This is a genomic window from Streptomyces sp. enrichment culture (assembly GCF_964272895.1).
Taxonomy (GTDB): Bacteria; Actinomycetota; Actinomycetes; order Streptomycetales; family Streptomycetaceae; genus Streptomyces.
Genome location: NZ_OZ186832.1, coordinates 3209100 through 3234067, shown reverse-complemented (window position 1 = coordinate 3234067; position 24968 = coordinate 3209100). Strand labels below are relative to the sequence as shown.

Below are 24968 nucleotides of genomic sequence, written 5' to 3'. Positions count from 1 at the left end.
CCCGCCCTCCCCACCCCACGGGCGATACGCGTGCGAAGGAGCCCGCGATGAGCGACATGATCACCGCGGACCTGGTCGATCTCGACCTGTCCGCCGACACCAAGGAAGCGGCGGCACGCGCCCTCGCCGAGCGCATGGTGACCCTGGGCCGGGTGACCGACCTGGAGGGCTTCCTCGCCGACGTGGCCGCCCGCGAGGCACAGATGCCGACCGGCCTGGACGGCGGCATCGGCATCCCGCACTGCCGCAGCGCCCATGTCACCGAGCCGACGCTCGCCTTCGGGCGCAGCGCGGCCGGCATCGACTTCGGTGCGGCCGACGGCCCCGCCGACCTGATCTTCCTGATCGCCGCGCCCGCCGGCGCCGACGACGCCCATCTGACGATCCTGTCCTCGCTGGCCCGGCAGCTGATGAACGCCGAGTTCACCGACGCGCTGCGGGCCGTGGGCGACCCCTGGGCCGCGGCCGCGCTCATCCGCGGCGAAGAACCCCCGGCGGCGGCGCAGACCCCCGCCGCTCCCGAGAACTCCGTGGCGGCGCCGGTGGCGGCCTCCGCCGACGCCGCCACGGAACCCGCCACCCCCGCCTCCGCCCCGGACCCCGCCGCCGTCTCGGACACCGGCCCCGGCGACGCCGGGCGCCGGCCCTTCCGGATCGTCGCCGTCACCTCCTGCCCGACCGGCATCGCCCACACCTACATGGCCGCCGAGTCCCTGGAGAACGCCGGCCGCGAGGCGGGCGTCGAGATCGTCGTCGAGACGCAGGGCTCGGCCGGCTTCACCCGCCTGGACCCGGCCGTCGTCGCCGCCGCGGACGGCGTGATCTTCGCCCACGACGTCCCCGTACGCGACAAGGACCGCTTCGCCGGCAAGCCCACCGTCGACGTCGGCGTGAAGGCGGGCATCAACCGCCCGGCCGAGCTGATCGCCGAGGTGCGCGAGAAGGCCGCGCGCGGTGAGGTGAGCGCCGGGGCGCCCGCCACGGCCGGTACGCCGGTCGAGCGCGCCGGTTCCCCCGGCGAGGGCTACGGCACCAGGCTGCGCAAGTGGCTGATGTCCGGCGTCAGTTACATGGTCCCGTTCGTCGCCGCGGGCGGTCTGCTCATCGCGCTGGGCTTCGCGATCGGCGGCTATCAGATCAACGAGGCGCCCTCCGTCATGGACCACTTCACGTGGACGCAGGCGGACAGCTGGGGCGCGCTGTTCTTCCAGATCGGCGCGGTCGCCTTCGGCTTCCTCGTCCCGGTCCTCGCCGGTTACATCGCCTACGGCATGGCCGACCGGCCCGGCCTCGTGCCCGGCTTCGTCGGCGGCGCGATCTCCCTCACCATCAACGCCGGCTTCCTCGGCGGCCTGGCCTCGGGTCTGATCGCCGGTGCGGTGGTGCTCGCCATCCAGCGGGTGCGGATCCCGGCGGCGCTGCGCGGCATCATGCCGGTGGTGGTGATCCCGCTGATCTCCTCGGCGGTCGTCGGTTTCCTGATGTTCGTCGTGATCGGCAAGCCCATCGCCTCCGCGCAGAAGGGGATGACCGACTGGCTGAACGGCCTCACCGGCACCAACGCCGTCCTCCTCGGCGCCCTCCTCGGCCTGATGATGTGCTTCGACCTCGGCGGACCCGTCAACAAGGTCGCCTACACCTTCGCCACCGCCGGTATCGCCGTCGCCGACCCCGGTGACTCCGCGATGAAGATCATGGCCGCGGTGATGGCGGCCGGTATGGTCCCGCCGCTGGCCATGGCCCTGGCGACGACGGTGCGCGGCAAGCTGTTCAACCGCGCCGAGCGCGAGAACGGCAAGGCCGCCTGGGTCCTGGGCGCCTCCTTCATCTCCGAGGGCGCGATCCCGTTCGCCGCGGCCGACCCACTGCGTGTCATCCCCGCCTCCATGGTGGGCGGCGCGGTCACCGGCGCCCTGTCGATGGCCTTCGGCGCCACCCTGCGCGCCCCGCACGGCGGCATCTTCGTGGTCCCGCTGATCGGTAACCCCTTCCTCTACCTGGTCGCCATCGCGGCCGGCGTCGCGGTCACGGCGGCCCTGGTCGTCGTCCTGAAGAGCCTGCGCAAGCCGGCCCCCGGGGCGGCGGAAGCCGAGCCCGCGGAGGGCCGGGCGGCGGCGCGGTCCCCGCAGGCCGAGCAGGCCGTGGTGGCCTGAACCGGCCACTTGTCCCTTTCGGGTGCTGTGAGTTGTTCACGGCACCTGAGCGGAACCAGGTCAACTGCACCACCTGCGAGATACGTCACGGTCCGGGCCCAAAGGCCCGGACCGTGGTGTGTACTGGGGCGCATGCCTGAGCACGTCTCGATCCTTCAGTGGGTGGGCGTCGCCGTCCTCGCGTCGGCGGCCGCCGTCTGCGTGACCGGCCTGGCCCGCGTCCTGCGCCGCGGCCGAGGCGAGGACACCGCACGGGACCCGGGGCCCACCGTCCTGCCGGCGCTCCCGCGCCAGCGGCAGGCGGGCCCGGACCTGGAGTCGGTCGAACTGACCCCCGCCGAGAGGGCCGCCTTCGCGGGCCTGGTACGGCAGTTCGCCGACGGCCACTGACCCGGCCGGCCGGACCGACGGCCGAGGTTCCGGTAGGTCGGGCCGACGGCCGATGTTCCGGCAGGCCGGACTTACGGCCGCTGACCCGGCAGGCCGGGTCGACGGTCACCGACCGGCAGGCCGGACCGACGGCCGCTCACCCGGTAGGCCAGGTCGACGGTCATTGACCCGGCAGGCCGGCCCGACGGCCGATGTTTGGGCAGGTCGGACTTACGGCCGCTGATCCGCCAGGCCAGGTCGACGGTCACCGACCGGCAGGCCGGGCCGACGGCCACTGACCCGGCCGGCCCCGGCCGGGCCGTCGGTGCGCGGTCAGGAGACCTGTGCCGCCCGCCGCTCCATCGCCTCCCGGGCCGCGTCCTCGCTCGTGTACACCTCGCACATGTGCCGCCCGTCGGGCGTCGCCGTGTGCTCGACCTCCCACAGGGACACCTCCCGGCCGTCACGCAGCAGGAACGCGTGCTCGTAGAGCGAGAACCCCAGCCCGATCCGGCCCGCCCGGCACGGCCGCCCGAACGCCTGCGTGATCTGGTGCGCGAACGCCGTGGCCAGCAGCGCCGCCGTCTCTGCCCCCGGACGGTCCGGGTTCTCCGCCCGGCGCAGCAGCCGGCGCGCGTGGTCCGCCGAGTCGTCGGGCACATACGCGTGCCGCGGTCCCGGCACGGAGGGCAGCGGGGCGAGCACCGGCAGCTCGAAGTCCGGTGTCTCCGGCGGCAGGGGCAGGCGGTCGGTGGCCTCGCGCAGCTCCTCCTCGTCGATGTACACCTCGTGGTGCACCCCGCCCGACGCGGTGTTGTGCACCAGCTCCCACAGGGTGAGCGCGGAGCCGTCGGCCAGCAGCCAGGTGTGCCGGTACGTCTCCCGGTGCCGGCCCGCGCTGTGGTGCGCGGAGTGCAGCGAACTGTCGTGCGCCAGCGCGGCGTCCAGGCGCTGTATCACGTCGTCGGGCAGCTCGAAGGAGTTCAGGGCACGGCCGAGCAGTCGCGCGAGGTGCTCCTCCGGAGACTCCGGCGACTCGTGGGGTTCGTACGCTGCGGTCTCGTACGGAACGCTCAAGGTTTCTCCCGGCGTCGCTGCATGTCACCTTGTGGGTGCATACCGTAGCCCCTCGGTCGGACATCATGTCCGGGAACCGAGAAAACGTACGCGGGGAAAACGGCCGGGCCGCCGAAGAAGTTCCCGCACGGCCCGACCTCTCGTCAAAATCCGCTGGTCGGTGTCGATTTGGCCGCCGTCGACACCCGTCAGACCGCGCTGCCCGCGACCCAGTCGCTCCACGCCATGTTCCAGCCGTTGAGCCCGTTGTCCGGCGCCACGGACTTGTCGGGGGAGTTCTTCACGACCACCACGTCACCGACGAGCGAGTTGTCGTAGAACCACTTGCCCGTCGTGTCCCCCTGCGCCCCCTGCGTGTCCTGGAGTCCCACACAGCCGTGGCTCGTGCCCTGCCGGCCGAACGGCGGGTTGCCCTTGTCGTACCAGTAGTTGCCGTGGACGAAGGTCCCGGACTGGGTCAGCTGCATCGCGTGCGGCACGTCCGGGATGTCGTACTGCCCGGCGAAGCCGACGGTCGAGCCGTCCATCCGCATCTGCTCCCACTTGCCGGAGATCACCATCTGCCCGTTGTAGGTGGGCGTCTGGGCGCTGCCGGCCGAGATCGGGATCGTCCTGACCGTGGTGCCGTCCCGCACGACGGTCATCGTCTGCGTGGCCGCGTCGACCGTGGAGACCTGGGAACGGCCGATGGTGAAGGTGACCGTCTTCTTCTGCACGCCGTAGACGCCGTTCGCGCCCTCGACGCCGTCCAGGTCGATCTTCATCGTGACCTTCGAGCCGGCCTTCCAGTACTCCTGCGGCCGGAAGTCGAGCCGCTGGGAGCCGAACCAGTGCCCGACCACCTTCTGCCCGCTGTCCGAGGTCACCGTGATGTGCGACTGGACCGCCTTCTTGTCGCTGATCTCCTTGTCGAAGGTGAACGACACCGGCATCCCCACGCCCACGGTGGTGCCGCCGTCGGGCCGATACGTCCCGATGAAGCTGTTCTCCTCCGAGACCGTCGTGAACTTCGCGTCCGCCTTCGCCGTGCGGCCCTTGTCGTTCTTCGCCGTCGCCGAGATCCGGTACGCCGTACCGCGCTCCAGCTGCTCCTTCGGCTTCCAGGTCGTCCCGTCCGCCGACAGCGCCCCCGGCACCGCCTCGCCGGACTCCGCCTCGGTCATCGTCACGCCGGTCAGCCTGCCGTCGCTGACCTTCACGCCGGTCGTGTTGATCGACGCGCCCGTGGAGCCGTCCTTCGCCGAGATGGCGATCCGCGGCACCGGGCTCACGGTGCGGCCCCCGCCCTTCTTGTCGTCCTCGGCGCTCGCGTCGCCGCCGCAGGCCGTCAGGGTGAGGGCGCCGACCATCAGGGCGGCACAGGCCGCCACCTTGCGCCGCGAGGCTATGTCCGGCGTTGTCACGGGCTCCCCCAAGTTCGTGTGATGTACGTGGTCCGCTGCGATGCGTGGAGAAAGAGGCGGACGGCCGCGACCGGGTTCCCCTGTCATGGCCTTGCGTACGATCACGTGACAGAACCGGGACAATCGCCCGTGGAACGAGGGCGGTTGGGGCGCTCGGGACGCCCCTGGGCTCACCTGCCCCCGTACAACTCCTCATACGACGGCCACGCCCCGCCCGGTCCGTCCACCGACTCGGCGGCGCGCACGGCACGCACCAGGGCGCGCGTCACCATGTCCGCGCCGGCGGCCAGGATGTCGTTCAGGGCGAGCGGGCGGTCGGCGTCCAGCGGGCGGGCCCCGGTCGCCAGCGCGAACACCGTGTCGCCGTCGTTGAGCAGATGCACCGGCCGCACGGCGCGCGCGATGCCGTCGTGCGCCGTACCGGCCAGCTTCTGCGCCTGCGCCCGTGACAGAACCGCGTCGGTGGCGACCACCCCGAGGGTGGTGTTCAGCGGCGGCGGCGCGCTTCTCGCGGCGGTCTCGGCCAGGCGCCGGCAGGCGGCGGCGTGCACCCGCGCCTCCGGCCGCCGCAGCCGCCCCTCGAACAACTCCCCATACAGCACCCCCGTCTCGGGATCCATCGCCGAGCCCGCCGCGTTGGCCACCACCAGCGCGGCCACGGTGATCCCGGAGGCCAGCACCGTGCTCGCCGTGCCGATCCCCCCCTTGAGCGGCCCCACCGCCGCCCCCATGCCCGCGCCCACGCACCCCTCGGCCACCGGCGCGCCGAGCTCGCTCGCCGCCGCCGCCTCGACCGCGGCCCGCCCGGTGGCGGCGTCGGGCCGGGCCCGGAAGTCGCCACCGCGCCCCAGGTCGAAGACGCAGGCGGCGGGCACGACCGGCACCACATGCGTCGGCTCGGGCCCGACGGACACCCCCCGCCCCCGTTCCTCCAGCCAGGCCATCACCCCGGACGCCGCGTCGAGCCCGTACGCGCTCCCGCCGGTGAGCACGACGGCCTCGATCCGCTGGACCACGTTGCGCGGATCCAGGGCGTCGGTCTCCTTGGTGCCGGGACCGCCGCCCCGCACGTCCACGGCGGCGACCGCACCGCCCTCCGGGGCGAGGACGACCGTGGTCCCGGTGAGCCATCCGTCGCCGGTGCGCGTGGCATGCCCGACGCGCAGGCCGGCGACGTCCGTCAGAGCGTCGACTGTCATGGGGACCAGTCTTGCCCGTCCGAGGCGCGACCGGGGCGCGACCGGGGCACCGGTCATCCGGCGGCGGGTGTCAGACCACCGGCGCGGTCGCCTTCGCCTCGCGCTCCCTCGCCACCATGCGCGCCGTCAGCGTCGTACCGGTCACGACCGCCAGCGCCGACACGACGCCCGCGGCCAGGACCGCCCACTCGCCCAGGAAGGTGCAGCAGATGACGACCAGCGCCGTGACCGGCAGGACGGCCTGCTGGGCGATGCCCACCTTGAAGTGCCGGGAGTGCAGGGCCCACAGCGTGAGCAGATACAGCGCGGTGGGCAGGGTCACCGCGGCGGACGCGGCCAGCGTGGAGATGTGCGCCTTGCCGACCGTCTGCTCGACGGCCACCTCCAGACCGGCCCCGATCGCCGCGGCCGAGGCGAAGACCAGATAGTGGCCGTAGCCCCAGAGGAACGCCTGGCGGTTGGAGCGCAGATGCCCGTGGATGGGCACCACGAAGTAGATCCACCAGGCGGAGAACACGATCAGCAGACCACCCGTGGCGATCGGGAGCAGGTCGGCGAGCGCGTCGTTCTCCTCCACGCCCGTCTTCACGGCGACCGTCGCCGCGGCGATCGTCTCGCCCAGCACGATGATCGTGAACAGCCCGTACCGCTCGGCGATGTGGTGAGGGTGCCAGGCCGTCTGCCCGTCCTTCTCCGCGAGCACCGGCACACACAGCTCGGCGACCGCCATCACCAGGAAGACCCAGGGCCGGCCCCCTTCCGGCAGCACCAGCAGCCCCAGCCAGCCGACCTGGCAGAGCAGGATCCCGCCCGCGTACCGCAACGTGACGCTGCGCTCGACGCCCCGGGCCGCTCGCGCGGCCCGCAGCCACTGCGCGGCCATGGCCAGCCGCATGATCGCGTAACCGAGCCACACGGCCAGGAAGTCATGGTCCTCGAACGCCCGTGAGACTCCCGCGGCGAGCACCAGCACTCCGGCGATCTGCACCAGGGTGACCACCCGGTACAGCACATCGTCGTTGTCGTACGCCGAGGCGAACCACGTGAAGTTCATCCACGCCCACCAGATGGCGAAGAAGACCATCGCGTAGTTCGTGATCCCCTCGCCGACGTGGTTCTCGGCGAGGGCGTGCACCAGCTGGATCCCCGCCTGGGCGATGGCCACCACGAAGCACAGGTCGAAGAAGAGTTCGAGCGGCGACGCGGCCCGGTGGGTCTCGCCCCGGCCGCGGGCCACCAGCCTGCGCAGCGGCCGTCCGGCATCCGGTGGTCCTGACGGGCCCGCGGGCGGAGTCGAGCTGGATGTCATGCCCCCAGCACAGCAGATACCGGCGGGAAACTCCTGCGGAGGCGTCCCCGAGGGGGAGAAGGGGGCCGTGGCGCCGAGGGGACGCGACGCGGTCGCCGTGGGTGCCGGCGCCGGACCCGTACGCTGGAGGCATGACTACCGCATCCGCCCCCGAGCCGCGCGAGCCGAAGCCCGCGCTGATCTTCGACGATCCGTTGTCCCAGCAGTCCTCGGACGACACGGACCGTGGATGGGGCGAGCGGCCGTCCGGCGACAGTGCCGACGACCTCAGGCGCTTCCTCGACGAGAAGCCGCCCCACCACCTGTGAACACGGCGGGCGGCCCCGCGGACGAAGGCCCGCGGAGCCGCCGTGACCGTCGCCGCTAGCGCTCGCCCGGACCGACGCCGGGACCGGCGCCGCGCTGGGCGACCAGCGCGTCGCGGATGTCCTTCAGGACCTCCAGCTCGGTCACCTCGATGACCTCGTGGGTGCCCTCCCTGGCCTTCCTCTGGGCCTCCACCCGCGCCAGGTACTTCGCCATCGGCAGCACCATCAGGAAGTAGACGACCGCCGCGGTGATCAGGAAGCTGAGCGTCGCCCCGAGGACCGAGCCCCACAGGATCATCACGCCGCTCGTGACCGTCCCGTCCTCGCCCACCGTGCACGGCCCCTTGAGACAGGAGCTGTAGCTGTCGAGGTTCTTGGTGCCGATCGCTCCGACGAGCGGGTTGATGACGCCCTTCACCACCGAGTTGACGATGTTGGTGAAGGCGGCGCCGATGACCACCGCAACTGCCAGATCGATGACATTGCCGCGCGTCAGGAAGGCCTTGAAGCCCTCCCAGACGCCCGGATCCTTCTTGTCGCTCACCGCGGAGCCTCTCCTCGCACGCACAGGTTGTGGAACAAGCCGCTCCGCAACCTACGTCAGGGTGAGGCCGTCCTGTCCAATTCCGTAGCTCGATCGAGCGACTTGACAGGGTGTCACGGAGACAGCGCAGGACGTTCACCACAACGTCACCGCCAGCCGTGCCGTGGTGCTCGCCCCGGCCAGCCGGGCGGCGGTGTCGCGCGGCACCGACAGGACCACCAGGGCGCCGCTCTCGGCCCCCTCCGTCTCCGCGTCGAGTTCGGGCACCCTCCTGACCAGCGCCCCGCGGGCCACCACACGGGCCTCCCCACCCAGGGCGGTCTCCTGTGCGGCGATGACGTCGACCCGGTCGCCGGGGCGCAGCAGCCGCACCGTGGCGCCGTCGGCGATGCGCACGGGCGCGGTCACCATCCGGACCGCCCGGCGCTGCGGCGCCCGGTCCGGTGCCGGCGACGTCACCGGATGACCGCGGGGCCGCTCCGCTCGGTCGGCGTCGGCTCCCGCCCGGGGCCCGGCCGCCACGAGCGCGGCCGCCGTCACCGCGAGCCCCGCCGCCAGGGCCCGCCCGCGATGCCGTACCAGCCGGCGCAGCCGATACCGCGCGCCGCGCACCCGCACAGGGGCGAAGTGCGGCACCTCGCACGGGGCGGGGGCGTCACTGCCGGGCGGATGCGCGGACGAGAGGGGAGGGAGGCCAGGAGGCTCAGGGAAGCCGGGGAAGGAAGGAGAAGAGGGCGAGGAGGGAGAGGAGGGCGAGGAAGGCGAGGAGGGAGGAGACGCGGACACGGGAACCACCACCTGCGACGGGAATCGATGTGCAGCCCACGATGGGCTCCTGAGCCGATCCCTGCCGGAGCCCGTGGGCTACCAGCCGGTTGTGGAAAACCCCCTCACCCGAACGAGACCCTCCGCCCCCACCGCCGACGCCCGGTCCCCCGGACAGCAACGCAAACCCCGAGCCCCCATCCCTACGTACGGCAGCGCGAACCCGAGCCCCCACCCCTACCTACGGCAACGCGAACCCCGGATCCATCCCCCCGAGCGCCGTCGTGCACAGACAGTCCCGCTCCTCCGTCCCCGGCAGCGCCGCGACCGCGTCGAAGAGCACCCCCCGCAGCCGGTCCACGTTCTCCGCGAAGACCCGCAGCACCTCGTCGTGCGAGACGCCCTCGCCGGTCTCCGCGCCCGCGTCCAGGTCGGTGACCAGGGTCAGCGAGGTGTAGCAGAGCTCCAGCTCACGGGCGAGGGCGGCCTCCGGGTGGCCCGTCATGCCGACCACCGACCAGCCCTGCGCCTGGTGCCACAACGATTCGGCACGCGTCGAGAACCGGGGCCCCTCGACCACGACCAGGGTGCCGCCGTCCACCGCCTCCCAGTCCCGGCCGCGCGCGGCCTTCAGCGCGGCCGCCCGCCCGGTGGGGCAGTAGGGGTCGGCGAGGGACACGTGCACCACGTTCGGAACGGTGCCGTCCGGCAGGGGCATTCCGTCGAAGTACGTCCCCGCACGGGACTTCGTACGGTCCACCAGCTGATCCGGCACCAGCAGCGTGCCCGGCCCGAACTCGGGGCGCAGTCCGCCGACCGCGCACGGCCCGAGGATCTGGCGCGCGCCGACCGAGCGCAGCGCCCACAGGTTGGCCCGGTAGTTGATCCGGTGCGGCGGCAGATGATGGCCGCGGCCGTGGCGGGGCAGGAACGCGACGCGCCGGCCCGCGATCTCTCCGAGGAAGAGGGAGTCGCTGGGCGGCCCGTAGGGCGTGTCCACCTGGATCTCGGTCACGTCGTCCAGGAACGAGTAGAAGCCGGAGCCGCCGATTACACCGATGTCTGCGTTTCCCATGACCAGCACGGTAGCCGCCGCGGGCGGGCCGCGGGCGCCCGGCACCGCAAACGCCGAAGACCCTGCCGTCGTACGACGGCAGGGTCCCGCGAGCAGGGGTCTCAGGCGGCGGAGGTGCCGGCCGAGCTGGTCGAACCCGAGGACGAGGACGTGGAGTCCGAGGACGACGTGGAAGAGGCGGAGGAGGACGACGTCGACTTCGACGAGGCCGGCGAGCTGCTCGACGAGGAGCCGCGGCTGTCGTTGCGGTAGAAGCCGGAGCCCTTGAAGACGATGCCCACGGCCGAGAACACCTTCTTGAGGCGGCCCTGGCAGCTGGGGCACTCGGTCAGGGCGTCGTCGGTGAACTTCTGCACCGCCTCGAGGCCCTCGCCGCACTCGGTGCACTGGTACTGGTAGGTCGGCACTGTCTTCCTCCTGGCACTCTCACTCAATGAGTGCTAACGACGGTCCATAGTGACGTATTCCTGAGGATCAGTCCACCGTCACCGGCACGCGGTGACCCACGCCACGCGCCACCGTGCGCCCGGCGGGCCGCGCCACCAGGCGCGAACGCAGGGCCAGAACGGTCGCCAGGGCGAGCAGGGTGCCACCCATCGGGACGAGGAACCCGGCCCCGCCCCACAGCCGGTCCTCAAGCTGGCCGGCGATGGTGACGGCGGCCGCCTGGCCCAGCGCCACGGCGCCGGTCAGCCAGGTGAACGCCTCGGTGCGGGCGCCCGCCGGGACGAGCCCGTCGACCAGCGTGTAGCCGGTGATCAGCGCGGGCGCGATGCACATGCCGACCAGCAGGCCGAGCCCCGCGAGCAGCAGCACCGAGTGCGCGGCCCACAGGCCGGAGGCGACCAGGGCGAGCGCCGCGTAGCCGACGACCAGGCGGTGGTGCGGGGCGATCTTCCAGGCGATGGCACCGCAGGCGATGCCGGAGAGCATGTTGCCGGCGGCGAAGGTTCCGTAGAGCACGCCGTTCAGGCCGGGCTCGCCGATCGACTCGGTGAACGCGGCCAGCGACACCTGCATGCCGCCGAAGACCGAGCCGATGCCGAGGAAGGCGACGATCAGGACGCGCACCCCCGGGACGCTCAGCGCCGAGGCGTGCTTCACGCGCGCGTGCCCGGCGCCGGAGACCCGCGGTTGGGTGCTCTTCTGCGCGGCGAACAGCAGACCGCCGAGCAGGGTCAGCGCCGCCTCGGTGATCAGGCCCGCGGCCGGGTCCACGGCCGTGCACAGGGCGGTCGCCAGCAGCGGGCCGACGACGAAGGTGAACTCGTCCGTGACGGACTCGAAGGCCGCGGCGGTGTTCATCAGGGGCGAGCCCTGGAGCTTCACGCCCCAGCGGGCCCGCACCATCGGGCCGACCTGGGGGACCGAGGCGCCGGTGGGCACGGCCGCGACGAACAGGGCCCACAGAGGCGCGTGGGTCAGCGCGAGCGCGGTGAGGGTGAGGCCGGACACCGTGTGCACCAGCACGCCGGGGACCAGTACGGCGCGCTGGCCGAAGCGGTCGGCGAGCCTGCCGCTGTACGGCGCGAACAGCGCCATGGAGACGCCGGTGACGGCCGCGGCGGCGCCCGCGGCACCGTAGGAGCCGGTGGTGTGCTGCACCAGCAGCACGATCGAGATGGTGAGCATCGCGAAGGGCTGGCGCGCCGCGAAGCCGGGCAGCAGGAACGTCCAGGCGCCGCGGGTGCGCAGCAGTTGCCCGTAGCCAGGGCGGGGAGAGGCCGACGAGTTCTTCGACGGCTCGGTGGTGACCGTGGACGCCACGGCCCGTGCCTTTCTGCCGCCTGGTAGCGCGGCCCCATGGGGTGGGGGGCGGCGCCGAGAGCTGTCCTCTTGCGCGGAACTGCGGTAGATACCGTCGCCCGGTGGGCGTCACGGCCGCCATACGGTCGCGCCAGCTCTGCGTCAGGCAGAGTTGGTTCGATCAGGGTCCGCCTTGATAGTACAAGAATCTACGCGCGTTGCGCTTGTGAAAACGAGCACCATCCGGGCCATGGCCTGGGATTGCCGGCGGTGTGAACAGTGGGAAATCCGCGCTTAACGGGACGGGGCGCCCAAGGGGTCAACCTTGCGTGACGGTGAAGGCCGCCCCCGCGCCCAGGCCGCCCGCCTCAGCGTCCGGCCGCCCCCGCGCCCAGGCCGCCCCCCTCAGCGTCCGCCCGCCCCCGCGCCCCCGCGGCCCCGCGGGCGGCCCCGTCGGGCCCGCCCCCTCAGCGTCCGCCCGAGTCCCCGCCCCCCGTGCCGAGCCACCCCGCCAGCTTGCCGCCCTGGCCCACGGCCCGCAGCCGGCGCTCGGCGGCGTCGCGCACGGGGTCGGTGGCGACGACGAGCAGTTCGTCCCCGCGCCGCAGCACGGTGGAGGGCAGCGGCACGAACGATTCCTCGTCGCGCACGACGAGCGTGACCGCGGCCCCCGCGGGCAGCCGCAGCTCGCTGACCTCGACGCCGTGCATCTTGGAGCCCTCCGGGATGGCCACGGACAGCAGATGGCCGCGCAGCCGCTCCAGGGGCGCGGACTCGATGCCGAGGTCGGCGGCCCCGGACCCGTCGCCGAGGCGCAGGGTGCGGGCCAGCCAGGGCAGGGTGGGGCCCTGGATGAGGGTGTAGACGACGACCAGGACGAAGACGATGTTGAAGATGCGGCGGCTGCCCTCGACGTCGTTCACCATCGGGATGGTCGCCAGGATGATGGGGACGGCGCCGCGCAGCCCGGCCCAGGACATCAGCGTCTGCTCGGCCCAGGGCACCCGGAAGGGCACCAGGCACAGCACGACGCTCAGGGGCCGCGCCACCATGGTGAGGACCAGCCCGATGACGAGGGCGGGCCAGAAGTCGTCGACGAGCTCGTGCGGGGTGACCAGCAGGCCGAGCAGGACGAACATGCCGATCTGCGCGATCCAGCCGAGCCCTTCGGCGAAGCCGCGGGTGGCGGGCCAGTGCGGCAGGCGCGCGTTGCCCATCACCATGGCGGCGAGGTAGACGGCGAGGAAGCCGCTGCCGTGGGCGAGGGCGCCGGCGGCATAGGCGGTCACGGCGATCGCCACGACGGCGATCGGGTAGAGGCCGGAGGCGGGCAGCGCGACGTGCCGCAGCCCCCAGGAGCCCAGCCAGCCCACCGCGAGGCCGATGGCGGCGCCGATGGCCAGCTCCAGCGCTATCTTGCCGATCAGGACGTACCAGTGCTCGACCGGGCCCGCGGTGGAGAAGGCGACGACCAGGATGACCACGGGGGCGTCGTTGAAGCCGGACTCGGCCTCCAGGGTGCCCGTCACGCGCGCGGGGAGCGGAATTCTGCGCAGGACGGAGAAGACGGCCGCGGCGTCGGTCGAGGAGACGACCGCGCCGATGATGAGCGCCTGGCGCCATTCCAGCCCGACCAGGTAGTGAGCGGCCGAGGCGGTGACGCCGACGCTCACCGCGACCCCGCCCAGTGCCAGCGCGCTCGCGGCCGGCAGGGCCGGCCTGATCTCTTTCCACTTCGTGCCGAGACCGCCCTCGGCCAGGATCACGACCAGGGCCGCGTATCCGATGACCTGGGTGAGTTCGGCGTTGTCGAAGTGGATGTCGCCGATGCCGTCCTGGCCCATGAGGACGCCGATGCCCAGGTACACGAGCAGGCTGGGGAGCCCGCTGCGCGAGGAGATCCGGACCGCGGCGACCGCGACGAGCAGGACGACCGAGCAGACGAGCAGGAGCTGGTTCAGGTCGTGGACTGTCAGTGGCTGTCCCCTTCGTACGTCTTCGTTCTCTTTGCTGTCTTCGTTCCTGGGGTTCTTCGCGTTCCCTTCACGCCAACTACTTCGTTACCTTACCTAACTCTTGACGCTTTCTTGACGTTCGAGCAGGCAAGATCGAACGTCCGTCCGCGCTGGTTCCCGACTCCGCGTCAAGGGGCGTCGGGCCCTGCGCCTATGGTTGCTCCAGCGCTCTTTCATAGTCACAGCCCGACCTGCCGCTCGCGTTAGGACAGCAAGGACAGCGATGCCCCCCAACACCACCGCCTCAACGGGTCAGAAGCCCGGCAAGTCCGGCAGGAAGAAGGGGCGCAAAGCCCGACTGTTCGTGCTCGTGCTGGTGCTGGCCCTCGTCGGCGGCGTCGGCTACGGGGGTTACTGGTCCGTCAGTACCGTGCGCGCCTCCTTCCCGCAGACCAAGGGCTCGATCACCCTGGACGGCCTCTCCGGGCCGGTCGACGTCAAACGTGACGGCAACGGCATCCCGCAGATCTACGCGTCCTCCGACGAGGACCTGTTCATGGCCCAGGGCTTCGTCCAGGCGCAGGACCGGTTCTACGAGATGGACGTGCGCCGGCACATGACCTCCGGCCGCCTGTCGGAGATGTTCGGCAAGAGCCAGATCGACAACGACGAGTTCCTGCGCACCCTGGGCTGGCACCGGGTGGCACAGAAGGAGTACGACAGCAAGCTGTCGGACTCCACGAAGAAGTACCTCCAGGCGTACGCCAAGGGAGTCAACGCCTACCTTGAGGGCAAGGACGGCAAGGACATCTCCCTGGAGTACGCAGCCCTCGGGTTCTCCCACGACTACAAGCCCGAGAAGTGGACCCCGGTCGACTCCGTCGCCTGGCTGAAGGCGATGGCCTGGGACCTGCGCGGCAACATGCAGGACGAGATCGACCGCGCCCTGATGACCAGCCGTCTCGGCCCCAAGCAGATCGCCGACCTGTACCCGCGCTACCCGTACGACCGCAACAAGGCGATCGTCCAGGAGGGCGGCTACGACGAGACCAGCGGGACGTTCGGCCAGGACGGCGGCGAGGACGACGGCTCCGGCACCGACCCCGGCACGTCCGGCGAGGGCGGCTTCGACGGCTCCACGGGCCTGGAGGGCGCCGCCGCGGGCACCGAGGACGGCGCGGCCCTGCAGGCCCAGCTCTCGGGCCTGTACCGGGTCCTGGAGGACCTCCCCGAGGCCGTCGGCGTGAACGGCAACGGCATCGGCTCCAACTCCTGGGTGGTCGCCGGCCGCCACACCATCACCGGTCAGCCGCTGCTGGCCAACGACCCGCACCTGTCGGCCTCGCTGCCCTCCGTCTGGTACCAGATGGGCCTGCACTGCCGCGCGGTCTCCGAGAAGTGCCAGTACGACGTCAGCGGCTACACCTTCGCGGGCCTGCCCGGCGTGATCATCGGCCACAACAAGGACATCGCCTGGGGCATGACCAACTCCGGCGTGGACGTCACCGACCTCTACCTGGAGAAGCTCACCGGCGACGGCTATCTGCTCGACGGCAAGGTCAAGCCGTTCAAGACGCGCGAGGAGACCATCAAGGTCGCCGGCGGCGACGCCAAGACCATCGTCGTGCGCGAGACCGACAACGGGCCCCTGCTGTCCGACCGCGACGACGAGCTCGTCAAGGTCGGCCGCAAGGCCACCGTCGACACCGCCGCCCCCGACCGCGGCGACGGCTACGGCATCGCCCTGCGCTGGACCGCGCTGGACCCCGGCACCTCCATGGACGCCGTGTTCGCGATGGACCGGGCGGCCGGCTGGGAGGACTTCCGGGCCGCGGCCGCGCTGTTCGACGTGCCCTCGCAGAACCTGATCTACGCCGACACCAAGAACCACATCGGCTACACGCTGCCCGGGAAGATCCCCACGCGCGCGGAGGGCCACGACGGCTCCGTCCCCGCGCCCGGCTGGGACTCCGACTACCGCTGGACCGGCTTCGTCGACCAGGACGAGCTGCCCTACGAGTTCGACCCCGAGCGCGGCTACATCGTCACCGCCAACCAGGCCGTCGTCGACCAGGACGACTACCCCTACACGCTCACCGCGGACTGGGGCTACGGCAACCGCAGCCAGCGCATCAACGACCTGATCGAGTCGAAGATCAAGGGCGGCGGCAAGATCTCCACCGACGACATGCGGCAGATGCAGCTCGACAACAGCAGCGAGATCGCCAAGCTGCTGGTGCCGCACCTGCTGAAGATCGACATCGACGACCCGGACGTGCGCGAGGCCCAGAAGCTCCTGGAGGGCTGGGACTACACCCAGGACGCCGACTCCGCGGCCGCCGCCTACTTCAACTCCACCTGGCGCAACATCCTCAAGCTCGCCTTCGGCAACAAGCTGCCCAAGGAGCTGCGCGTCAAGGGCCAGTGCCTGTGGGTGGAGCCGACCGACACCACCGGTCCGGCCGACGAGGACCGCAAGGTCCGCGAGTGCGGCCAGCGCGACGCCGACCAGGCGCAGCCCGACGGCGGCGACCGCTGGTTCGAGGTCGTGCGCACCCTGATGAACGACAAGGACAGCGCCTGGTGGTCCACGCCCGAGGTGGGCACGCGCGACGGCGCCGACAACCGCGACGAGCTCTTCGAGCGCGCCATGGTCGACGCCCGCTGGGAGCTGACCGCCAAGCTCGGCAAGGACATCGACACCTGGAGCTGGGGCCGGCTGCACCGCCTGTTCCTGAAGAACCAGACGCTGGGCACCGAGGGTCCCGGCTTCCTGCAGTACATGCTCAACCGCGGCCCCTGGCGGATCGGCGGCGGCGAGGGCACGGTCAACGCGACCGGCTGGAACGCCGCCGGCGGCTACGCCGTCGTCTGGGTGCCGTCGATGCGCATGGTGGTCAACCTCGCCGACCTGGACAAGTCCCGCTGGATCAACCTCACCGGCGCCTCCGGGCACGCCTACAACGACCACTACACGGACCAGACGGGCAAGTGGGCCAAGGGCGAGCTGCTGCCGTGGGCGTTCACCGAGAAGGCGGTCGACGAGCGCACCAGCGACACCCTGGTCCTCAAGCCGTGAGCCGCTGACGACGCCGGACGGCCCTCCACGCGCGCGTGAAGGGCCGTTCGCGTTTCCACCGGCCGACGAGAGGTGGATCACACCCCGCTGCGGAAGCGGCGCACCCCCGACGGGGTCACCACGGCGTGCACCGGCTGATCGTGCGCCTCCTCCGGGACGCGCTCGACGACCTCCGTGTCGTACAGCAGCACCACCAGCGCGGGCCGCGCCCCCGCCCGCTCCAGCCGCGCCAGCACCCGGTCGTAGGAGCCGCCGCCGCGCCCCAGGCGCATCCCGCGCGCGTCCACCGCCAGTCCGGGCAGCAGCACGACGTCCGCGGCGGTGACGGCGTCCGGGCCGAGGCGCTCGCCGGACGGCTCCAACAGCGCCATCTTCCCGCCGTGTTGCACGCGCGCGAGGGAGCCCTCGCCCTCGTACGCGCCCCAGTCGAGGTCGTTGTCCGGCAGCAGCGCGGGCAGCAGGACGCGCACGCCCCGCGCGCGCAGCGCGTCCAGCAGCGCGAGGGTGCCCGGTTCGGCGCCCACGGAGACGTAAGCCGCCACGGTGCGCGCACGCGCCAGCTCGGGCAGGTCGAGTGCCCGCTCGGCGAGGGCGGCGGCCGAGTCCCGTACGACATCTGCCGTCAATCCGTTCCTCACCGAGAGGAGTTCTCGGCGCAAGGTTCGCTTGTCAGGGTCGTCGGGACGTCCGAACTGTCCCACAGGTTTCTCCCGTTCCGGTCCGAATGCGCTCATATGTGAGCCAATTAACCGGAGCCACAGATTCCTCTCAAAGGCACCGGATAAGGTTGCGGCCATGACTCAGTCGCACCCCAGGATCACCAAGGCTGTCATCCCCGCAGCCGGCCTCGGCACCCGGTTCCTGCCGGCCACCAAGGCCACTCCCAAGGAGATGCTGCCGGTCGTGGACAAGCCGGCGATCCAGTACGTGGTCGAGGAGGCCGTGGCAGCCGGCCTCGACGACGTCCTCATGGTCACCGGACGCAACAAGCGTCCCCTTGAGGACCACTTCGACCGCAACTACGAGCTGGAGTCCGCCCTGGAGAAGAAGGGCGACGCCGAGCGACTGGCCAAGGTGCAGGAGTCCAGCGACCTGGCGACCATGCACTACGTCCGCCAGGGCGACCCCAGGGGACTGGGTCACGCCGTCCTGTGCGCCGCCCCGCACGTCGGCGACGAGCCGTTCGCGGTGCTGCTGGGCGACGACCTGATCGACCCCCGCGACCCCCTGCTCCGACGCATGATCGAGGTCCAGGAGCTGCACGGCGGCAGCGTCGTCGCCCTTATGGAGGTCGCGCCCGAGCAGATCCACCTCTACGGCTGCGCGGCCGTGGAACCGACCGGCGACGGCGACGTCGTCAAGGTCACCGGCCTGGTCGAGAAGCCCGACGTGGCGGAGGCGCCCTCCAACTACGCGATCATCGGCCGCTATGTCCTGGACGCGCACATCTTCGACATACTGCGCAAGACCGAGCCCGGTCGCGGCGGCGAGATCCAGCTGACCGACGCCCTCCAGCAGCTCACCGAGGACGAGAAGGTCGGCGGCCCGGTGCACGGCGTCGTCTTCAAGGGCCGCCGCTATGACACCGGCGACCGCGGCGACTATCTGCGTGCCATTGTCAGACTCGCGTGCGAACGTGAAGACCTGGGACCGGACTTCCGGTCCTGGCTCCGCCGTTACGTCACCGAGGAGATGTAGCACTTTGAGCACCGCCGCGCCCCGTACCGCCGGCCAGGACCACCTGTGGTCGGTGGACGAACACCTGGAGGACATCCTCGCGACCGTTCGCCCCCTGGAGCCCATCGAGCTGCAACTGCTGGACGCCCAGGGCTGCGTCCTGGTCGACGACGTCACGGTGCCGGTCTCGCTGCCGCCGTTCGACAACAGCTCCATGGACGGGTACGCGGTACGGGTCGCCGATGTCGCGGGCGCGAGCGAGGAGTTCCCGGCCGTCCTGGAGGTCGTCGGGGACGTCGCGGCGGGCCAGGCGGACCTGCTGCACGTCGGCCCCGGCCAGGCCGCCCGCATCATGACCGGCGCCCCGCTGCCGCCCGGCGCCGAGACGGTCGTCCCGGTCGAGTGGACCGACGGCGGCTTCGGCGAGGGCCCCGCGGCCGGGATGCGCGCCCGCAGCCTCGCCCCCGAGGGCGCCGGCGGGCAGGTCCAGGTCTACCGGCCCGCCGAGGCACGCGCGCATGTGCGCGCCAAGGGCAGCGACGTGAAGGCCGGCGACCGCGCCCTGGAAGCGGGCACCGTCCTCGGCCCGCCGCAGATCGCGCTGCTCGCCGCCATCGGCCGCGGCACGGTCCGGGTGCGCCCGCGCCCGCGCGTGGTCGTGCTCTCCACCGGCAGCGAACTCGTCCAGCCCGGCGAGGACCTGGGCAGCGGCCAGATCTACGACTCCAACAGCTTCGCCCTCACCGCCGCCGCCCGCGACGCCGGCGCCATCGCCTACCGCGTGGGCGCCGTCGCCGACGACGCCGAGACCCTGCGCACGACCATCGAGGACCAGCTGGTGCGCGCCGACCTCATGGTCACCACGGGCGGCGTGAGCGTCGGGGCGTACGACGTCGTCAAGGAGGCCCTGTCGCACGTCGGCGACGAGGACGAGGCCGGCAGCGGCATCGAGTTCCGCAAGCTCGCCATGCAGCCCGGCAAGCCCCAGGGCTTCGGCTCCATCGGCCCCGACCACACCCCGCTGCTGGCCCTGCCGGGCAACCCGGTGTCCTCGTACGTCTCCTTCGAGCTGTTCGTGCGCCCGGCGATCCGCACCCTGATGGGCCTCGACGACGTCCACCGGCCGCGCACCACGGCCACCCTCACGGCCGAGCGGACGCTGACCTCGCCGAAGGGGCGCAGACAGTTCCTGCGCGGGGCGTACGCCGACGGCCGGGTGACCCCGGTCGGCGGCGCCGGATCCCACCTGATCGCGGCCCTCGCCCAGGCGAACGCGCTGATCGTGGTCCCCGAGGACATGACGGGCGTCGAGCCGGGCACCGAGGTCGACGTGGTCCTGCTCGGCTGACCGGCCCGGGTTGGCGGTACCGTGTCGCGCACAGCAGGCCCGTGCGCCGCACCGCGACGGGCCCGGACCGGGAGCGCCGTACACCATGAGCACGCAGGACCGACTCACGCACATCGACGAGGCGGGCGCCGCCCGCATGGTCGATGTCTCCGGCAAGGACGTGACCGCGCGGACCGCCCGCGCCAGCGGCCGCGTCCTCGTCTCGCCGAAGGTGGTGGAACTGCTGCGCGGCGAGGGCGTGCCCAAGGGAGACGCCCTGGCCACCGCCCGGATCGCGGGCATCATGGGCGCCAAGCGCACCCCGGACCTGATCCCGCTGTGCCACCCCTTGGCGGTCTCCGGTGTGAAACTGGACCTGTCGGTCGCGGACGACGCCGTGGAGATCACCGCCACGGTGAAGACGACGGACCGCACGGGCGTCGAGATGGAGGCCCTCACCGCGGTCTCCGTCGCCGCGCTCACCGTGATCGACATGGTCAAGGCGGTCGACAAGGGAGCGGTCATCACGGACGTACGGGTGGAGGAGAAGACGGGCGGCAAGTCGGGCGACTGGAGCCGGGCATGAGCGCCGGGGCCGAGCTCGGCGGCGCACTGGTCACGCCCTACGCCGCGCTGGTCGTCACCGCCTCCAACCGGGCCGCGGCCGGGGTCTACGAGGACAAGGGCGGCCCGCTGGTGAAGGACGGCCTGGAGCGGTTCGGGTTCGCCGTGGACGGCCCCCAGGTCGTGCCCGACGGCGACCCCGTGCAAGCCGCGCTGAAGGCCGGTGTCGACGCCGGCTACGACGTGATCGTCACCACCGGCGGGACCGGCGTCTCGCCCACCGACCGCACCCCCGAGGCGACCCGCGCGGTGCTCGACCACGAGGTGCCGGGCATCGCCGAGGCCATCCGCGCGTACGGCCGGGACAAGGTGCCGACCGCGGTGCTGTCCCGGGGGCTGGCCGGGGTCGCGGGGACCACGCTCATCGTCAATCTGCCGGGCTCCACCGGCGGGGTGAAGGACGGCCTGGCCGTCCTGGAGCCGCTGCTGAAGCACGCCGTCGACCAGATCCGCGGCGGGGACCACCCGAGACCCGCCCCCGGCAGTGGGGGTGCGAGCTGAGCGGGGCGCCCTGGCCGGTCGAGCTGGTGGACGGAGACATCGTCCTCCGGCCGATAAAGCTGCGCGACCAGCGGGCCTGGCGCGAGGTGAACCGGCGCAACCGCGACTGGCTGCGCCCCTGGGAGGCCACCATCCCGCCGCCCGCCCCCGGCGGCCCCGTCACCCACCGGCCCACCTACCGGCAGATGGTCCGCCATCTGCGGTCGGAGGCGAACGCGGGCCGGATGCTGCCGTTCGTGATCGAGTACGAGGGGCGGCTGGTCGGGCAGCTGACGGTCGCCGGGATCACCTGGGGCTCGATGTGCTCGGGGCACATCGGGTACTGGGTGGACGAGGCGGTGGCCGGGCGCGGGGTGATGCCGACCGCGGTCGCGCTCGTCGTGGACCACTGTTTCCGCACCGTCGGACTGCACCGCATCGAGGTCTGCATTCGCCCCGAGAACGCGCCCAGCCGCCGGGTCGTGGAGAAACTCGGATTCCGCGAGGAGGGGCTGCGGCCCCGTTATCTCCACATCGACGGCGCCTGGCGCGACCACCTCGTCTTCGCGCTGACCGCCGAGGAAGTACCCGACGGTTTGATGAACCGCTGGCGGCGGGCACGCTCCCGGGGAATCCCGCGCAGCCCCCAGAATTGAATGTCTGTTCGAAAACTCGATCGCATCCTCATAAAAAAGTTTCGAAATATCAGCCAGATCGTGCGACACACCGGCCCAATTGGCGGATGGCCTCACGCAAACCCCTCTACCGTGTGAGGCGTGAGCAGCAGCGGCCTCATCTACGCAGTCATCGTCGGGGCCTGGGCCGCCTACTTGGTGCCGATGTGGCTCCGTAGGCAGGACGAGCTGAACGAGGCCCGTCCGACGGAACGCTTCAGCACTGCCATCCGGTTGCTGTCCGGACGAGCGGGCATGGAGCGCCGGTACGCCAAGGACCTTGCGCGCTCCGCCGACCCGGAGGAGCCCGGCCTGCACGACCCGGACGCGGTCACCGACTCGGTGGACGTCCGGGCCTTCGCCGTGCCCCCGGCCCGCCCGCAGCCGGCGGCCCAGGCGCCGGTCGCCGAACGCGACGAGCCGTCTCCACGCGAGCGCCCGGTCGCACCGGCGCGCGGGCCGGTGCCGAGCGCCCGGCGGGAACCCGCCGCGAGCGCCGCCGCCAGTGCCGCCGCGGCGCGGGCCCAGCGCTCGAAGGTGCTCGCGCGCCGCCGCCGCACCACGGTGATGCTGTTCCTCGCCTTCACGCTGGGCGCCATCGTCGCCGCCGTCGGCGGGCTGGCCTTCCTCTGGGCGCCGGCCGTGCCCGCGGTGCTGCTGAGCGCGTACATCGCCTATCTGCGGTCCCAGGAGCGGCGCCGCTTCGCCCTCCAGATGGACCGGCGTCGCGCCGAGGTCGCGGCCCAGCATCTGCACGAGCGGGTACGGCGCGAGCCGCGCCGGGGCGCCGCCGCCGCGGCGGACGTGGCGGCCGACGACACCGAGGAGCCCGACGAAGCGGTCGAACCGCAGGAGGACCCCGGACTGTCGGCGCTCGCGGCGGACCGGCGGGCCCTGGTGGAACAGACGGACCACGCGGAGTGGGTCGACCAGCAGCGGGAGCGCCAGCGCAGACCGGGCCCCGGCGAGAGCTGGGAGCCGGTGCCCGTGCCGCTGCCGACCTATGTGACCGCGCCGGTCGCGCCGCGCGCCACGGCCGGTGTGGACCTCGGGGCGGCCGACGCCTGGAGCTCGGCGCGCTCCGGCGCCGCCCCCCGCGACCAGGAACCCGCGGGGGACCCCGCGGCCGCCGCGGACCCCGAGGCCGGGCACGGCGACGACCTGCCCGCCGAGGGCGAGGGGCGCACCGACGCACGGCGTGCGGCCTCCGCCCGGCGCTCGCGGGAGCGGGGGCGTACGCCGCTGTTCGACCAGTACGAGGACGGCGGCCGGCCGCGGGCCGCCAACGAGTGACAACGGATTTCCGAGCACACCGATCGGGGTGCTAAAGTTTCACTCGTTGCAAGGGCCTGTGGCGCAGTCCGGTAGCGCACCTCGTTCGCATCGAGGGGGCCAGGGGTTCAAATCCCCTCAGGTCCACCGCAGCACCGTTCACGAGCCAGCTCGTAGGCGGTTGACGAGATCCCGTCCGATCACTTCGATCGGGCGGGATCTTCGTGTTTCCGGGGGCGTGCCGCTGTGCCGGTGCGGGGACCTGACTCGGTGTGAGACGCCGCTCACACGGCCGCGGTCGGCTTCCGGGGCGCGGAGGCCGAAGGCGCGCAGGGCCGGGGCCGCGTCGCGGTTGAGGAGCGGCCCGGCCAACAGGCCCTGCACCAGGCGGCCTGAGCCGCTGAGTCACAGGGGGCGGGTCACAGAGGCTTGGCGTAGCAGAGGCTGTCCTCGTAGAAGCGGTAGTAGCCGAACTTCACGCAGGGCTCGTAGCCGGTGGCCGTGTACAGGGCGATGGCCTCCGGCTGCTTGTTCCCGGTCTCCAGGACCATGCGGACGCGGCCGGCCGCGCGGGCGTCGTCCTCCAGGGCCGCCAGGATCCGCCGGGCGAGGCCGCGGCCGCGCATGTCGGGGACGACGTACATGCGCTTGAGCTCCGCGTCGCCGTCCTGGTTGCCCTCGTCGTTCTCGTCCTGGCTGCGCCAGCCGCCGGTGGCCACGGGGCGGTCCGACGCGTCGTAGGCGACGAGGAAGAGGCCGCGCGGCGGCTCGAAGTCGGCGGGGGCGAGGACGGTGGCGTCGCCGCCGTCGCCGTAGCGCTCGTGGTACTCGGCCTGGACCTCGTCGTTGAGCTTCACGGCGTCGGGGTGGTCGAAGGGGACGCGGCGGATCTGCATGCCGGCCATCGTACGTACGTATGACAGGGTTCTCATCAATCGAATTCTGGACCCGGTCCAGTGTGCCGGTATCGTGCGCGAGTGCTCACTGTGACCTCTGTGAATGTGAACGGGCTGCGCGCCGCCGCGAAGAAGGGCTTCGTGGAGTGGCTGGCCGGTACCTCCGCCGATGTGCTGTGCCTCCAGGAGGTGCGGGCCGAGCCCCAGCAGCTGCCCGAGCAGGTGCGCACGCCCGAGGGGTGGCACGTGGTGCACGCGCCCGCCGCCGCCAAGGGCCGGGCCGGCGTCTCCCTCTACACCCGCCGCGAGCCCGACGCGGTGCGGATCGGCTTCGGCTCCGCCGAGTTCGACGGCAGCGGCCGCTATGTGGAGGCCGATCTGCCGGGTGTGACGGTCGCCTCCCTCTATCTGCCCTCCGGTGAGGTGGGCACCGAGCGGCAGGACGAGAAGATCCGCTTCATGGGGGAGTTCCTCGCCTACCTCAAGGAGCTGCGCGAGCGGGCCGCCGCCGCGGGGCGCGAGGTGCTGGTCTGCGGCGACTGGAACATCGCCCACCAGCCCGCCGACCTGAAGAACTGGCGCGGCAACACCAAGAACTCCGGCTTCCTGCCGGAGGAGCGGGAGTGGCTGGGCCGGGTCCTCGACGCGGCGGACGGCGGGTACGTGGATGTCGTACGGGCCCTGCACCCGCAGGTGGAGGGGCCGTACAGCTGGTGGTCGTACCGCGGGCGGGCGTTCGACAACGACAGCGGCTGGCGCATCGACCTCCAGGTCGCGACGCCGGGGCTGGCGGAGCGCTGTGTGAAGGCGTACGTGGAGCGGGCCGCGACCCACGCCGAGCGGTGGAGCGACCACGCGCCGGTGACGGCGGTGTACGACCGCTGAGGGCCGCGGGCCGACCGCGGGCGGGCGGCGGACAGGGCGCGCACAGGCTGCCGACAGGCCGTGGACAGGTCGCGCACAGGCTGTCGACAGGCCGCGGTCGGCCATGATCGTGCCCGGTGGACCGTATTCCACTTCCGTCCGAACTCCAGGT

23 protein-coding genes and 1 tRNA gene are annotated in these 24968 nt (G+C 72.2%); 12 read left to right on the top strand and 12 right to left on the bottom strand.

The genetic code is table 11. The annotated features are described in order from the left end of the window. Positions 1-47: 47 nt before the first annotated feature. Positions 48-2153: a PTS fructose transporter subunit IIABC gene (locus ACSU6M_RS14595; protein ID WP_437070142.1), complete on the top strand. Its 2106-nt coding sequence runs from the start codon at positions 48-50 to the stop codon at positions 2151-2153. 132 nt (positions 2154-2285) lie between these two features. Next, positions 2286-2543 carry a hypothetical protein gene (locus tag ACSU6M_RS14590; protein WP_437070141.1) on the top strand — a complete coding sequence of 86 codons (258 nt, stop codon included), beginning with the start codon at positions 2286-2288 and terminating at the stop codon, positions 2541-2543. A 312-nt stretch (positions 2544-2855) separates the two neighbouring features. Here ACSU6M_RS14590 and ACSU6M_RS14585 read toward each other — a convergent pair whose 3' ends face one another. From ACSU6M_RS14585 to ACSU6M_RS14570, 4 genes are all read right to left on the bottom strand, one after another. Continuing rightward, positions 2856-3599: a DUF6227 family protein gene (locus ACSU6M_RS14585; protein ID WP_437070140.1), complete on the bottom strand. Its 744-nt coding sequence runs from the start codon at positions 3597-3599 to the stop codon at positions 2856-2858. A gap of 188 nt (positions 3600-3787) precedes the next feature. Next, positions 3788-5002, bottom strand: a complete 1215-nt coding sequence (locus ACSU6M_RS14580; protein ID WP_437070139.1) for a L,D-transpeptidase — start codon at positions 5000-5002, stop codon at positions 3788-3790. Positions 5003-5172: 170 nt separating this feature from the next. Next, the gene (locus ACSU6M_RS14575) at positions 5173-6201 is read right to left on the bottom strand and encodes a P1 family peptidase (protein ID WP_437070138.1); all 1029 of its coding nucleotides are present in this window, start codon (positions 6199-6201) and stop codon (positions 5173-5175) included. Positions 6202-6271: 70 nt separating this feature from the next. After that, positions 6272-7510 (bottom strand): low temperature requirement protein A, encoded by a 1239-nt coding sequence (locus ACSU6M_RS14570; protein WP_437070137.1) that lies wholly within the window; start codon positions 7508-7510, stop codon positions 6272-6274. 131 nt (positions 7511-7641) lie between these two features. On the opposite strand from ACSU6M_RS14570, the gene ACSU6M_RS14565 reads away from it, so the two are divergent. Then, the gene (locus ACSU6M_RS14565; RefSeq protein WP_437070136.1) at positions 7642-7818 is read left to right on the top strand and encodes a hypothetical protein; all 177 of its coding nucleotides are present in this window, start codon (positions 7642-7644) and stop codon (positions 7816-7818) included. 55 nt (positions 7819-7873) lie between these two features. Here the strand turns inward: ACSU6M_RS14565 and ACSU6M_RS14560 are convergent, their stop codons facing one another. The 6 genes from ACSU6M_RS14560 to ACSU6M_RS14535 all read right to left on the bottom strand — a co-directional run bounded on the left by ACSU6M_RS14560 (position 7874) and on the right by ACSU6M_RS14535 (position 13924). After that, the gene (locus ACSU6M_RS14560) at positions 7874-8362 is read right to left on the bottom strand and encodes an MscL family protein (RefSeq protein ID WP_437070135.1); all 489 of its coding nucleotides are present in this window, start codon (positions 8360-8362) and stop codon (positions 7874-7876) included. Between the two features lie 135 nt (positions 8363-8497). Next, positions 8498-9148, bottom strand: coding sequence for a hypothetical protein (locus ACSU6M_RS14555; RefSeq protein ID WP_437070134.1), 651 nt, complete (start codon positions 9146-9148; stop codon positions 8498-8500). Between the two features lie 220 nt (positions 9149-9368). Beyond that, positions 9369-10202: an S-methyl-5'-thioadenosine phosphorylase gene (locus ACSU6M_RS14550; RefSeq protein WP_437070133.1), complete on the bottom strand. Its 834-nt coding sequence runs from the start codon at positions 10200-10202 to the stop codon at positions 9369-9371. Positions 10203-10303: 101 nt separating this feature from the next. Then, positions 10304-10609, bottom strand: a complete 306-nt coding sequence (locus ACSU6M_RS14545) for an FmdB family zinc ribbon protein (protein ID WP_437070132.1) — start codon at positions 10607-10609, stop codon at positions 10304-10306. A 67-nt stretch (positions 10610-10676) separates the two neighbouring features. Continuing rightward, complete coding sequence (locus tag ACSU6M_RS14540) at positions 10677-11969, bottom strand: MFS transporter (RefSeq protein ID WP_437070131.1); 1293 nt, start codon at positions 11967-11969, stop codon at positions 10677-10679. Positions 11970-12415: 446 nt separating this feature from the next. Continuing rightward, complete coding sequence (locus ACSU6M_RS14535) at positions 12416-13924, bottom strand: potassium/proton antiporter (protein ID WP_437075137.1); 1509 nt, start codon at positions 13922-13924, stop codon at positions 12416-12418. A gap of 262 nt (positions 13925-14186) precedes the next feature. On the opposite strand from ACSU6M_RS14535, the gene ACSU6M_RS14530 reads away from it, so the two are divergent. Next, positions 14187-16982 (top strand): penicillin acylase family protein, encoded by a 2796-nt coding sequence (locus ACSU6M_RS14530; RefSeq protein ID WP_437070130.1) that lies wholly within the window; start codon positions 14187-14189, stop codon positions 16980-16982. Between the two features lie 77 nt (positions 16983-17059). Here the strand turns inward: ACSU6M_RS14530 and ACSU6M_RS14525 are convergent, their stop codons facing one another. After that, positions 17060-17716, bottom strand: coding sequence for a 5-formyltetrahydrofolate cyclo-ligase (locus ACSU6M_RS14525; protein WP_437070129.1), 657 nt, complete (start codon positions 17714-17716; stop codon positions 17060-17062). 61 nt (positions 17717-17777) lie between these two features. Here ACSU6M_RS14525 and galU point away from each other — a divergent pair, with 61 nt between their 5' ends. From galU to ACSU6M_RS14490, 7 genes are all read left to right on the top strand, one after another. After that, positions 17778-18680, top strand: a complete 903-nt coding sequence (galU, locus tag ACSU6M_RS14520; RefSeq protein WP_437070128.1) for a UTP--glucose-1-phosphate uridylyltransferase GalU — start codon at positions 17778-17780, stop codon at positions 18678-18680. Positions 18681-18684: 4 nt separating this feature from the next. After that, on the top strand, positions 18685-20007 hold the full coding sequence (gene glp, locus ACSU6M_RS14515) for a molybdotransferase-like divisome protein Glp (RefSeq protein ID WP_437070127.1): 1323 nt from the start codon (positions 18685-18687) through the stop codon (positions 20005-20007). Between the two features lie 85 nt (positions 20008-20092). Next, positions 20093-20572 (top strand): cyclic pyranopterin monophosphate synthase MoaC, encoded by a 480-nt coding sequence (moaC, locus tag ACSU6M_RS14510; protein ID WP_437070126.1) that lies wholly within the window; start codon positions 20093-20095, stop codon positions 20570-20572. Further along, positions 20569-21111, top strand: a complete 543-nt coding sequence (locus ACSU6M_RS14505; RefSeq protein WP_437070125.1) for a MogA/MoaB family molybdenum cofactor biosynthesis protein — start codon at positions 20569-20571, stop codon at positions 21109-21111. Before moaC ends, ACSU6M_RS14505 begins: the two co-directional genes overlap by 4 nt. Positions 21112-21137: 26 nt before the next feature. After that, complete coding sequence (locus ACSU6M_RS14500) at positions 21138-21746, top strand: GNAT family N-acetyltransferase (RefSeq protein WP_437070124.1); 609 nt, start codon at positions 21138-21140, stop codon at positions 21744-21746. Between the two features lie 120 nt (positions 21747-21866). Beyond that, positions 21867-23057 carry a divisome protein SepX/GlpR gene (gene sepX / locus ACSU6M_RS14495; protein WP_437070123.1) on the top strand — a complete coding sequence of 397 codons (1191 nt, stop codon included), beginning with the start codon at positions 21867-21869 and terminating at the stop codon, positions 23055-23057. Positions 23058-23109: 52 nt separating this feature from the next. Then, positions 23110-23183, top strand: a tRNA-Ala gene (locus tag ACSU6M_RS14490). 272 nt (positions 23184-23455) lie between these two features. Here ACSU6M_RS14490 and ACSU6M_RS14485 read toward each other — a convergent pair. Next, the gene (locus ACSU6M_RS14485; RefSeq protein WP_437070122.1) at positions 23456-23932 is read right to left on the bottom strand and encodes a GNAT family N-acetyltransferase; all 477 of its coding nucleotides are present in this window, start codon (positions 23930-23932) and stop codon (positions 23456-23458) included. 81 nt (positions 23933-24013) lie between these two features. Here ACSU6M_RS14485 and ACSU6M_RS14480 point away from each other — a divergent pair, with 81 nt between their 5' ends. Continuing rightward, the gene (locus tag ACSU6M_RS14480; protein ID WP_437070121.1) at positions 24014-24817 is read left to right on the top strand and encodes an exodeoxyribonuclease III; all 804 of its coding nucleotides are present in this window, start codon (positions 24014-24016) and stop codon (positions 24815-24817) included. The last annotated feature ends 151 nt before the right edge of the window (positions 24818-24968 follow it).

Coding starts and splice junctions, on each gene's coding strand:
- ACSU6M_RS14550 (WP_437070133.1), bottom strand. CDS start 10,202: ATGGGAAACGCAGACATCGGTGTAATCGGCGGCTCCGGCTTCTACTCG.
- moaC (WP_437070126.1), top strand. CDS start 20,093: ATGAGCACGCAGGACCGACTCACGCACATCGACGAGGCGGGCGCCGCC.
- ACSU6M_RS14525 (WP_437070129.1), bottom strand. CDS start 17,716: ATGAGCGCATTCGGACCGGAACGGGAGAAACCTGTGGGACAGTTCGGA.
- ACSU6M_RS14595 (WP_437070142.1), top strand. CDS start 48: ATGAGCGACATGATCACCGCGGACCTGGTCGATCTCGACCTGTCCGCC.
- ACSU6M_RS14530 (WP_437070130.1), top strand. CDS start 14,187: ATGCCCCCCAACACCACCGCCTCAACGGGTCAGAAGCCCGGCAAGTCC.
- ACSU6M_RS14565 (WP_437070136.1), top strand. CDS start 7,642: ATGACTACCGCATCCGCCCCCGAGCCGCGCGAGCCGAAGCCCGCGCTG.
- ACSU6M_RS14570 (WP_437070137.1), bottom strand. CDS start 7,510: ATGACATCCAGCTCGACTCCGCCCGCGGGCCCGTCAGGACCACCGGAT.
- galU (WP_437070128.1), top strand. CDS start 17,778: ATGACTCAGTCGCACCCCAGGATCACCAAGGCTGTCATCCCCGCAGCC.
- ACSU6M_RS14575 (WP_437070138.1), bottom strand. CDS start 6,201: ATGACAGTCGACGCTCTGACGGACGTCGCCGGCCTGCGCGTCGGGCAT.
- ACSU6M_RS14590 (WP_437070141.1), top strand. CDS start 2,286: ATGCCTGAGCACGTCTCGATCCTTCAGTGGGTGGGCGTCGCCGTCCTC.
- ACSU6M_RS14505 (WP_437070125.1), top strand. CDS start 20,569: ATGAGCGCCGGGGCCGAGCTCGGCGGCGCACTGGTCACGCCCTACGCC.
- ACSU6M_RS14485 (WP_437070122.1), bottom strand. CDS start 23,932: ATGCAGATCCGCCGCGTCCCCTTCGACCACCCCGACGCCGTGAAGCTC.